This is a genomic window from Halanaerobium sp., from assembly GCF_003070835.1.
Genome location: NZ_QBLR01000113.1, coordinates 1 through 10,706, shown reverse-complemented (window position 1 = coordinate 10,706; position 10,706 = coordinate 1). Strand labels below are relative to the sequence as shown.

At 29.9% G+C, this 10,706-nt stretch carries 12 protein-coding genes and 1 pseudogene; all 13 read left to right on the top strand.

All coding sequences use genetic code 11. The features are described from left to right. Positions 1 to 607 (top strand): energy-coupling factor ABC transporter ATP-binding protein (locus tag CI949_RS11770; RefSeq protein ID WP_290766805.1); only part of this gene is annotated, 607 nt, incomplete at its 5' end. A gap of 71 nt (positions 608 to 678) precedes the next feature. Beyond that, a complete protein-coding gene (gene cobJ / locus CI949_RS11765; RefSeq protein ID WP_089720544.1) occupies positions 679 to 1,422 on the top strand; it encodes a precorrin-3B C(17)-methyltransferase in 744 nt (247 codons plus the stop codon). Then, entirely contained in the window at positions 1,419 to 2,204 is a 786-nt protein-coding gene (gene cobK, locus CI949_RS11760) for a precorrin-6A reductase (RefSeq protein ID WP_089716121.1), read from the top strand. The genes cobJ and cobK overlap by 4 nt, the downstream gene beginning before the upstream one ends. A gap of 2 nt (positions 2,205 to 2,206) precedes the next feature. After that, positions 2,207 to 3,271, top strand: coding sequence for a cobalt-precorrin 5A hydrolase (gene cbiG / locus CI949_RS11755; protein WP_089716122.1), 1,065 nt, complete (start codon positions 2,207 to 2,209; stop codon positions 3,269 to 3,271). After that, on the top strand, positions 3,264 to 4,736 hold the full coding sequence (locus CI949_RS11750; RefSeq protein WP_089716123.1) for a cobyrinate a,c-diamide synthase: 1,473 nt from the start codon (positions 3,264 to 3,266) through the stop codon (positions 4,734 to 4,736). Before cbiG ends, CI949_RS11750 begins: the two co-directional genes overlap by 8 nt. A gap of 1 nt (position 4,737) precedes the next feature. Continuing rightward, entirely contained in the window at positions 4,738 to 5,688 is a 951-nt protein-coding gene (gene cbiB, locus CI949_RS11745) for an adenosylcobinamide-phosphate synthase CbiB (protein ID WP_089716124.1), read from the top strand. A gap of 99 nt (positions 5,689 to 5,787) precedes the next feature. Further along, the gene (locus tag CI949_RS11740) at positions 5,788 to 6,717 is read left to right on the top strand and encodes a GHMP kinase (RefSeq protein WP_089716125.1); all 930 of its coding nucleotides are present in this window, start codon (positions 5,788 to 5,790) and stop codon (positions 6,715 to 6,717) included. Next, entirely contained in the window at positions 6,686 to 7,780 is a 1,095-nt protein-coding gene (gene cobD, locus CI949_RS11735; RefSeq protein WP_089716126.1) for a threonine-phosphate decarboxylase CobD, read from the top strand. Before CI949_RS11740 ends, cobD begins: the two co-directional genes overlap by 32 nt. Positions 7,781 to 7,796: 16 nt before the next feature. Next, positions 7,797 to 8,390, top strand: a complete 594-nt coding sequence (cobU, locus tag CI949_RS11730) for a bifunctional adenosylcobinamide kinase/adenosylcobinamide-phosphate guanylyltransferase (RefSeq protein WP_089716127.1) — start codon at positions 7,797 to 7,799, stop codon at positions 8,388 to 8,390. Continuing rightward, complete coding sequence (gene cobS / locus CI949_RS11725) at positions 8,387 to 9,136, top strand: adenosylcobinamide-GDP ribazoletransferase (RefSeq protein WP_089716128.1); 750 nt, start codon at positions 8,387 to 8,389, stop codon at positions 9,134 to 9,136. The genes cobU and cobS overlap by 4 nt, the downstream gene beginning before the upstream one ends. Before the next feature lie 34 nt (positions 9,137 to 9,170). Continuing rightward, complete coding sequence (locus CI949_RS11720; protein ID WP_089716129.1) at positions 9,171 to 9,668, top strand: ECF transporter S component; 498 nt, start codon at positions 9,171 to 9,173, stop codon at positions 9,666 to 9,668. 3 nt (positions 9,669 to 9,671) lie between these two features. Beyond that, positions 9,672 to 10,412: an AIR synthase related protein gene (locus CI949_RS11715; RefSeq protein WP_290766794.1), complete on the top strand. Its 741-nt coding sequence runs from the start codon at positions 9,672 to 9,674 to the stop codon at positions 10,410 to 10,412. A gap of 99 nt (positions 10,413 to 10,511) precedes the next feature. Beyond that, positions 10,512 to 10,706: pseudogene (locus CI949_RS11710) on the top strand (hydroxymethylbilane synthase); the annotation flags it as partial.

Genomic DNA, 10,706 nt, shown 5'->3' with positions numbered 1-10,706 from the left:
AAAAGAACTGCAAAATTTAAGAAAAAATATTGGTATAGTTTTTCAGGATCCAGATATGCAGCTTTTTTCATCCAGTGTTTTTCAAGAAATTTCATTTGGTCCACTTAATTTGGGTTTATCTGAAATACAAACCAGAGAACGTGTTGATGAAGCTATGCAGATTATGGAGATTACTGATATAAAAGATAAACCGACTCATTTATTAAGTTATGGCCAGAAAAAAAGAATTTCTATAGCTGATATCCTAGCTATGAAACCTGAGCTTATAATATTTGATGAACCGACTGTCTGGCTTGATCCAAAACACTCAAAAGAAATATTGGGGTTTATTAATCAGATTAATAAAAAAGGAACTACTGTAATTTTATCAACTCATGATGTTGATTTAGCTTATCAGTGGGCAGATTATATTTATATTTTTTCTGATGGGAAGATTATTGGAGAAGGAAGTTCAGAAAAAATATTTAGAGATAACAAACTTCTTAAAGAATCAGATCTTATAAAACCTTGGATAATTGAGGTCTATGAAAAACTTATTCAAAATGGCAGAATATCTTCAAATGTTTCTGTGCCCAAATCTAAAAGTGAATTATTCGAATTGATTTAAAAAATTGATTATTGTAGCGAAATTTATTTTGCAAAAGTATTCCTGCAGAATTCTGCAGAAAGGATGATTGGATGAAGTTAAATAAAAATTTATATATAATTGGTATTGGTCCTGGTAATTTATCTGATATCAGCCGCAGAGCCTATCAGATTTTAAAAAAGGTAGAGGTTATAGTTGGTTATAAAAAATATATTGAATGTATAAAAGAATTAATTACAGAAGAACAACAGATATATATCAGTGGGATGAGAAAAGAAAAAGAACGAGTTCAAAAAGCAATTGATTATGCCAAACAAGGTAAAAAATGTGCTTTGATTAGTAGTGGTGATCCGGGTGTTTATGGAATGGCAGGTCTGGCACTAGAAATGGTTGAAGATCAAAAAATTAATCTGAAAATTGACATTGTACCAGGTATTACTGCCGCTAATGCTGCCGCGGCTGTGCTTGGTGCTCCACTGATGCATGATTATACGGTAATAAGTTTAAGTGATATTTTAACTCCCTGGAATCTGATTAAAAAAAGATTAGAAGCTGCTGCAGAAGCAGATTTTATAACTACTCTTTATAATCCTAGAAGCAGCAGAAGAAAAAAACAGCTAAAAAAAGCTAGAGAAATTTTTTTAGAATATCGAAATCCCGAAACACCAGTTGGAATTGTCCACAGTGTAGGAAGAGATGAGGAAGAGGTTATGATCACCACTTTAAAGAAGATGCCTTTAGAAAAAGTGGATATGCTGACAACAGTGATAATCGGCAATTCTCAAAGTTACATATCAAATCAAAAGATAATTACCCCAAGGGGTTACAATATATGATTTTAGTTATTGCTGGAACATCTGATAGTTATCAAATAATCAAAGCTTTAAAAAAACAAAAGAAAAATTTAATAGCTGCCGTTACTACAGATTATGGAGAAAAATTAATAAAAGATAAATTTGAAATCAGAGTAATTAAAAAAAGATTAGACCAGAATGATATGTATAATTTAATAAAAAATGAAAAAATTTCATTAATGGTGGATGCTACTCATCCTTTTGCAAAAGAAATAAGTAAAAAAGCAATAAAAGCAGCTGAAGAAACGGGAATTGAATATTTGCGTTTTGAAAGAAAAGAAGTTGATTTAAGTCAGTATGCGTATAATAATGCCAAAATCATAAAAACTTCAAATTATGAACAGGCGGCAAAAATCGCAAATGATTTTGAAAAGATATTCTTAACCACTGGCTCTAAAAATATAGAAATTTTTCTTAAGGGGATTTCTAATTACGAGAAAAGACTTTTTTTGAGAGTAATGACTTTTCCTGCTTTTATTAAAAATATTATTGAGCTTGGTCTACCCCCTGCAAATATTATTGCAGCTAAAGGTCCTTTTACTAAAGAGTTCAACCAGTCTTTATTTAAAGAATATGGGGCTGATGTAATAATTACTAAAGCAAGTGGAGATAGTGGTGGTTTAAAAAGTAAAATTGAGGCAGCAGTTGAGTTGGGGATAGCTGTTATTGTGATTCAAAGACCTAAGATAAACTATCCCCTGTTTTTTAATGAAGTTGATAATTTGATTAATTATATTAAAGTTAATTACAAAACTGAGGTGTAACTATGCTGAAAGATAAAGAAATAGCGATAATCATTTTAACTCCAGCCGCCAAAAAAATAGCTCTAAAGCTAAAAAAAGTAGCCAGCAGCTTGGATATATATTCACCAAAAAAGTTAAAAGATAAGAATGATCAATTTTGTTATTTTGATTCATTTAAAACAACAGTAAATGATATATTTAATAAATATGATGGCTTAGTTTTTATTATGGCCCTGGGGATAGTTGTGCGGATAATTGCCCCGCTGCTGAATAGCAAAAAAACTGATCCAGCTGTAATAACAATTGATGATTCAGGCCAGAATGTAATTAGTACTCTTTCCGGTCATTTGGGAGGAGCAAATCAGCTGACAGCAGAAATTGCAGATATTTTAGAATCTAATCCTGTAATTACTACCGCCACGGACTGCAGTAATCAGCCTGCATTTGACCTTTTAGCTCAGAAACTCAACTGTAAAATAGAACCTTTTAAAAGATTAAAAAAAGCAAATGGAGCTTTACTATTTGGTAAAGAAGTTCATATTTATACTGATTATAAAATTAATATTAAAGAAACTGAAAAATTAAAAAAACATAGCTTAAATCATGTTAATAACGAGATTAAAGATGATGTTTTTGAAGTTATAATTTCCAATCAGCAGTATGAATTAAAAGAAAATCAGCTGCATTTAATTCCTAGAAATATTACTATTGGCATTGGCTGTAGAAAAAACACATCTTTTTTAGATATTAAAAGTGCATTAAATTCAATTTTGATTGAAAATAATTTATCTCAAAAAAGCATAAAAAAATTAGCAACTATTGATTTAAAAAGAAATGAAAAAGGAATTTTAAAGCTGGCAGAAGAAAACGGCTGGCCCCTGGAAATAATTGAGCGGAAAAAAATTAGAGAAATCGAAGATAGTTTAAAAATAAAAAAATCAGATTTTGTAAAAAAAACAATTGGAGTTGCAGCAGCAGCAGCCCCGGCAGCAATTTTGGCATCAAACAACGGGAAATTAATAGTAGATAAGCAAAAATATCCAGGGATTACTCTAGCAGTTTTTGAGGAGGAAGTAAAAGATGAATAAGAAAATCGTTATTGCCGGCAGTCGGAGTGGAGTTGGTAAAACTACAATATCATTAGGTTTAATGGCAGCACTTAAAAAGCGCGGGCTTAAAGTACAGCCATTTAAAGTTGGACCAGATTATATAGATCCTGGTTTTCATACTTTAATCTGTAGTAGGAATTCTTATAATTTAGATAGTTATTTTTTGGGAACAGCTGGAGTTAAGGAAGTCTTTTCAAAAAATAGTAAGCAGGCTGATATTTCGATCATTGAAGGAGTAATGGGACTTTTTGATGGTAAAGGTAAGAATTCGACCAGCAGCACAGCTGAAATTGCTAAAATTATCAAGGCACCTGTTATTTTAATTATTGATGCTCGCAAGGTTGCTCAGAGTGCTGCAGCAGTAGTCTATGGTTATAAAAATTATGATCAAAAATTAAATCTAAAAGGAGTTATAATTAATAATATCAGCAGTCCTCATCACTTTAAATTATTAAAAGAAGCAATTAAAGCTAAAATGGCTGACTTAGTAGTTTTAGGCTATCTTCCTAAGAATCAAAATCTAGAATTACCGGAAAGACATCTTGGTCTGGTACCAGTTTCTGAAAGTAGTGAACTTAAAGCATACAGTCAAAAATTAGTTAAAGTTATGGAAAAATATATTGATATTGAGCAGTTAATAGAAATTTCGCAAGTCGAATCAGAAGATTTATTTAAAGATAATTTAGCTGCGAAATCAATTAAAAAAGATATGAATAAAGATAATAAATTAAAAAACAAAAATATTTCAAGAGAAAAAAAAGTTAAGGTAAATAGTTTTTCGAAAAATTTTAAAGAAAAAATAGAATCGGCAAATATAAAAATAGGTATTGCCTCTGATCAGGCTTTTAACTTTTATTATCAAACAAATTTAGATCTTTTAAAAGCAGCGGGAGCACAAATTGTTAAGTTCAGCCCCTTAACAGATTCTAGATTACCTGAAGTAGATGCAGTTTATCTGGGAGGAGGATTTCCCGAAAGTTTTTTGCGGGAACTTGCTGCAAATAGAGGATTTAAAAGTGATTTTAAAGAAAAAGTCAAAGAGGGACTTCCAGTTTATGCAGAATGTGGAGGGTTAATGTATTTCTGCAATCAGATCAAAGATTTTGAAGGCAGGGAATATCAAATGCTGGATTTAATTCCGGCTGAAATAGAAATGACTTCTAAATTACAGGAAATGGGATATCAAGAAGTTGAGGCTTCAGCTGATAATTTATTATTTAAAAAAGGAGAAAAAGCAAGAGGACATGTTTTTCATTATTCCAGAATTTCAGAGATTGATCAAAATGTAAAAAAAAGTTATAATTATCGAAACAAAGAAGAAGGTTACAGCAGTCTGGATAATATTTTAGCATCCTATATACATCTGCATTTTGCTTCTAATCTTCAAATAGTGAAAAATTATTTGGAAAAAGCTTTAATCTATAAAAAAAGTAGAGGTGCTTAATTTGCAGCTTATATTATTTTTAGTTATTGCCTTAATTATAGATTTGATTATTTCTGATCCGGACTGGATTACACATCCTGTTGTAATAATAGGAAGCTTAATAACTTTTTTGGAAAAATATTTACAAAAAGAAAAAGATGATGCTTTAGCTGCTAAATTAAAGGGTGGAGTTTTAGTAATAATAGTTTTATTAGTTAGCTATTTTATCTCAAATTATATTATTCAGCAGTCACTGCGGCTAAATGAATATTTTGCTTATTCTATTGAAATAATTTTTTTAAGTTTAATGCTGGCCTTAAAGGGTTTGATCAAGGCTGGTAAAGATGTTTATTTTGCCCTCAAAGTTAATGATTTGGAGCAGGCCAGAAAAAAAGTGGATTTAATTGTGGGTAGAGAATGCAGTCAGAGCAGTCGTCAGGAAGTTATTAGAGCAGTTTTAGAAACTCTGGCCGAAAATACTTCCGATGGAATTTTGGCACCTGCCTTTTATTATCTCTTAGGAGGGCTTCCACTTGCTGTTACATATAAGGCAGTAAATACTATGGATTCGATGCTGGGTTATAAAAATAATACATATATAAATTTTGGTTATGCAGCAGCTAAAACTGATGATTTTTTTAATTATATTCCCGCTAGAATTACAGCTTTTTTAATTATTGCAGCTTCTTTTCTGCTTGATTTAGATTTTAAGTCAGCTTTTAAAACAGTTTTAAATGATGCCGAAAAACATCCCAGTCCTAATGCTGGTTATCCAGAGGCAGCGGCGGCAGGATCACTTTCTCTTCGTTTTGGAGGATACAATTATTATCATGGGCAGCAGAGTTTTAGAGCCTATATCGGACAAAAAAAGAAAAAGTTTGAAGCTAACGATATTTTAAAGTTAAATAAGATAATTTATTATACGGTTGGATTATTTATAATATTAGCTTTAGTTATTTTTGCTTTGATTTAGAAATATTAACAGTTTGAAAATATTAGAATAAATATTTATCAAGTTAAATTTTAAATTTAAGTTAGTTATGAAAGTTTAGTTATGAAAGGAGAAAGAATTGTGCAGCAAGTTATACTTAGAGTTCCAGGTAGCTGTGGAGAACTGCTTCAGGGAATCATAGATGACCAGAATTTTTTGATTTCCTGCCCGATAAATTTATATACTAAAGTAAATGCTCATTTTACTGATTCTGAAAATAAAATAATTATCAATAAAAATAACTCTAGCACAGAAAACACTTATAAAACAGAAATTGCTGTTAAAAAAATATTGAATCATTATAATTTTAAAGAGAAAGCTGTAAAAATCAGACTAAACTCTGAATTAATATCCGGAATTGGAATGGCTTCTTCCACAGCAGATATAAGTGCTGCTGGGGCTGCTGTGATGCTTTTATTAAAAAATAAAGTTGATTTTAAGCTTTTAAAAAAAATATGTCTTGATCTAGAACCCACTGACAGTGTTTTTTTGGAAGGAATTAGATTTTTTGATCACTTAAATGGAAAAAAAGATTATTTACTTACTGCTTTTCCTCCTGAAATAGATATATTAATCTTTAAGGAAAAAGGAACTGTGGATTCTCTTAGTTTTAATCAATCAGAAAAATTAAATCTTTTAAATAAAAATAAAGAAGAAAAAATAAAAAAATCTTTTAAATTAATAAAAAGTGGTTTTAAAAAAAATAATTATTATTTGTTAGGAAAAGGTACTACTTTGAGCAGTCTTGCTCATCAAAAAATTCTTTATAAAAAAGATCTGAATAAGTTATTACAGATAATTAAAAAGAATGATAGAATTTATGGAATTAATATTGCCCACAGCGGTACTATGATTGGAGTTTTAGCCGCTAAAAATTTAAATTCAGAAAAAATTTTAAAAGAAATTAGAGAAAAAACAGAGCTTGAGTATTTAAAAAGAGTTAAAATAATTTCTGGTGGAATAGAAAGGAGGGTTAATGATGGAACATTTGCATGGAGGCAGATTAATTGAGGCGGCTCAAGAAAACAATTTGGATCCTGATGAAATCATTGATTTTAGTGCCAATATTAATTTTTTAGGACCCCCGTCTTTACTTTTAGAAGCTATTAAAAATAATATCAATAAAATAGACAATTATCCTGAGGTCAATTCGAAATCACTTAAAAATGCTATAGCAAAAAAACACTTTCTTGATCCTGAGCAGGTAACAGTTGCTAATGGTGCAGCCGAAATGATCTACCAGCTGACAAAGATATTAAAACCCAAAAAAGTTATGGTGATTGATCCTACATTTTCGGAATATGAACTTGCAGCAGAGTCAGCAAATGCAGCAATAGAACATTTCAGTTTAAGTAAAAGAGCTGATTTTAAACTGGATCTAGAAAAGTTAAAAATAAGCTTAAATAAAGATATTGATCTATTATTTATCTGTAATCCCAATAATCCAACTGCTCATTTATTAAAAACATCTGAACTTGAAAGTATAATTCAAAAAGCAGCTAAAGAAGAGATTGTTGTGTTAATAGATGAAGCCTTTATAGATTTCTTAACTGAGCCAGATAAATATTCAACAATTAACTTATTAGACATCTATAATAATTTAGTAATACTTAAATCAATGACCAAACTTTTTGCTATTCCAGGTTTAAGGTTGGGGTATGCTCTAACAAATAAAAACTTAAGTTTAGAACTAGAAACTAAAAGAGATCCCTGGTCAGTTAATTATTTTTCGCAGCTGGCTGGAGAAATTATTTTTTCCAATCAGCAGGAAATAAAAGATTATGTTAAATTGAGTCGAGAAAAAATTGCTGCCGAAAGAAAATACCTTTATCAAAAACTAAAAAAATTCAAGAGACTAAAAGTTTATCAGCCAACAACTAATTATATTTTTATAGATATTTCAGAAACAAATTATAACTCAGCAGAATTGAAACAGGAACTTTCCAAAGTAGCTATTTTAATTCGTAATTGTGATAGTTATTATAACTTACAGGATAACTATATTAGAGTTGCTGTTAAAAACAGAAAGTCAAATAAGATCTTAATTGAAAAATTGAAAACGATATTAAGTTAAAAAGGGGGAGATTGAAATGGGGGTTATTTTAATTCAGGGTGGTGCCAGAAGCGGTAAAAGTAGCTTTGCTGAACTGATTGCAAAGAAAATTGCTGGTCTGGATGTTATTTATCTAGCAAGTGGTGTTGTAACTGATTCAGAAATGGAATTAAGGATAGAAAAACATCAAAAGCAGAGACCGTCTGAATGGCAGACAGTAGAAGAAGCTTATAGTATTAGTTCATATTTAAAAAATATAGAAAAAAATAAAACCATTTTATTTGATTGTTTAACTACTTATCTTGGTAATTTAATTTTTAAAAAACAAAATAAAGATTTTGAAAAAATGGAAGCTGAAATTTTAGATGAAGTAGAGATTATTTTAAAAATTGCTAGAAAAAAAGAATTAAATTTGATTATAGTTCAGAATGAAACAGGTAAGGGAGTTGTACCAGCTTCTAAAATGGGCAGAGATTTTAGAGATATTTCGGGAAGAGCTGCTCGTATGGCAGCAAAATATGCTGATAAAGTTTATTTAGTTCAGGCTGGGCTGCCGCTTGAGATTAAAGAAAAAGGATTGAAAAACATTAAAAAATTTACTTTAGATGACGAGGAGGTTAGGGTGCTTTGAAAAAAATTATAAATAATTTTTTTACTGCTCTAACTTTTATGAGTCGAGTTCCGGTTAAGCTAAAAGAAATTTCAGAATTAAAGATCAATTATTTCCCACTGGTCGGACTTTTACTAGCAGTTATTATTATTATAAGTGAATATTTTCTATCATATATTTTTGCTGTTGAGATCAGGGCGTTATTATTACTAATAATTTATGTTTATTTAACCGGAGCACTGCATTTAGATGGTCTGGGAGATTTTGCAGATGGTTTTTTTGCAGGTAGAGATAAAGAAAAAACCATAAAAATTATGCATGATTCAAATTCTGGTATTTTTGCTCTTGTGACTTTAATTTTAATTTTAGCTTTGAAATATCTGCTTTTTAAAGAACTTTTGCTTCGAGGAAATATACAGGCGATTATAATTATGGCTGTACTAATTCGCTATATTTTAGGCTATGTTGTAATATTTATTAAGCCAGCAGAGAGCAGTATGTTAGGAGGTGCTTTGAGTAAAAGTGCAGAGTTGATTGACTTGTTTTATAGTACTTTGATAACAATTTCAATTTTTTATAGTTATTTTTATTTTACAAAATCATTTTTTCTTTATCCAATATTATTATCGGTAGTTATTACTTCATTTTTAGTTATTTATTTAGCCAGCTGGAGCCATAAAAAGCTGGGTGGAATCACTGGAGATATTCATGGAGCGATAATTGAATTGGGAGAATTAATTTTTCTTTTAACTCTAAGTATTTTTTAAGACCTAAAAATATAACAAAGGTGGTTTATAAAACATGAAAAATTATAACTCGATTAGTATAAAGAATTCAAAAACTTCACTTTTAGTTAAAGTTTCTCTGTTAACAGCTTTATCTGTAGTAGGATCATATATTAAATTTCCTGGACCGGTTGGGAGTATTGCCCTTGATTCTTTGCCTGGATATTTAGGAGCTATAATTATTGGAGGTCCAGCTGGAGGAATTGTTTTAGCTTTAGGGCATTTACTTTCTGCTCTTAATTCTGGTTTTGTTCTGGGGCCAATTCATTTATTAATTGCATTGATTATGGGAATCTGTGGTTTGATATTTTCATATTTTATTGAAAAAAATGTTTATCTAGCTGTAGTTATTACTACATTTTTAAATGGAGTAGCAGCAGCTGCTGTTTTAATACCTTTTTTTGGAATCCCATTTTTTTATGGAACAGCTCCGGTTCTGACAGTGGCTTCATTTGTCAATATTTTATTAGCAGTAGTTGTTGCTAAATATTTAAAAGATAAGGTGGGAAATTAATAAATGAAAGTAATTAATAGTCTTCGTGATATTTCTCTGCTGCAGATTAATGAAAAAGAGGTTCTGGTAATTGCCTGTGATTCTGCAGGAGGCATAGGCGAAAAAAAATATGACCAAATAAAAGTTTCCAATAAAATTCTTGGTAAATATACGGTTAAGGTACCTTTGATGGAGGTTATGTCTATTGGAGCTGAAGTTATTTCAGTAATTGATAATCTTGCAGTAGAGTACAAACCGACAGGCAAAGAAATTATTGCAGGAATTAAGGAGAATCTTAAGCTGCTTAGTTCAGCTGAACTTTTAAATGGGAGTACAGAAGAAAATATAAAGACAGTTCAGACTGCTTTAGGAGTAACAGTGATTGGAAAAATAACTCTGGAAAAATTAAAAAAATATACTTTTTCTAACAAGAATAATATAATTGTAGCAGCAGGTTTACCTTTAGTTGGAGAAAATTTGATGAAGTATAAATCAAAAGCAGTTAATCTCAAAAAATTTCTTCAGCTTAAAGAACTAGATTATATTAGTCAATTTTTACCAGTGGGTTCTAAAGGTATTTTATATGAGGCAAAAATTATGGCTAAAGAAAATAATTATGATTTTGAACTAATAAATAATAAGCTTGATTTATTAAAATCAGCCGGGCCAGCCTCAGTGATCTTATTGAGTCTTAAAGAAAAAAAATTCTCTAAATTAAAAAATGAAATAGATCTACCTTTAAATAGAATTGGAAAACTGATTTAAATATAGTTGTTTTTTTAAATTGGAAATTTATATTTATCAGCATTAATGTTGAATTTGAGAATCTCTTTTTATAAAATTAAGAAAATAAGGATGATTAAATTGGGTAAAAATTATATTATAGGTACTCGTGATAGCAATCTTGCTTTGAAACAGTGTAATATAGTAAAAGAAAAACTACAAAAAAAATTTCCAGAAATAGGATTTGAATTTAAAGAAATTTCAACAAAGGGAGATCGAGAAAGAGATAAAAAATTTGCTGATATTAATGCAGAAGGTATTTTTGTTAGAGAAATA

What these genes read in the sequence shown, in the direction of transcription:
- cobJ (WP_089720544.1), top strand. Translation starts at nt 679, where the DNA reads ATGAAGTTAAATAAAAATTTATATATAATTGGTATTGGTCCTGGTAAT.
- cobK (WP_089716121.1), top strand. Translation starts at nt 1,419, where the DNA reads ATGATTTTAGTTATTGCTGGAACATCTGATAGTTATCAAATAATCAAA.
- cbiG (WP_089716122.1), top strand. Translation starts at nt 2,207, where the DNA reads ATGCTGAAAGATAAAGAAATAGCGATAATCATTTTAACTCCAGCCGCC.
- CI949_RS11750 (WP_089716123.1), top strand. Translation starts at nt 3,264, where the DNA reads ATGAATAAGAAAATCGTTATTGCCGGCAGTCGGAGTGGAGTTGGTAAA.
- cobD (WP_089716126.1), top strand. Translation starts at nt 6,686, where the DNA reads ATGGAACATTTGCATGGAGGCAGATTAATTGAGGCGGCTCAAGAAAAC.
- cobU (WP_089716127.1), top strand. Translation starts at nt 7,797, where the DNA reads ATGGGGGTTATTTTAATTCAGGGTGGTGCCAGAAGCGGTAAAAGTAGC.
- CI949_RS11720 (WP_089716129.1), top strand. Translation starts at nt 9,171, where the DNA reads ATGAAAAATTATAACTCGATTAGTATAAAGAATTCAAAAACTTCACTT.
- CI949_RS11715 (WP_290766794.1), top strand. Translation starts at nt 9,672, where the DNA reads ATGAAAGTAATTAATAGTCTTCGTGATATTTCTCTGCTGCAGATTAAT.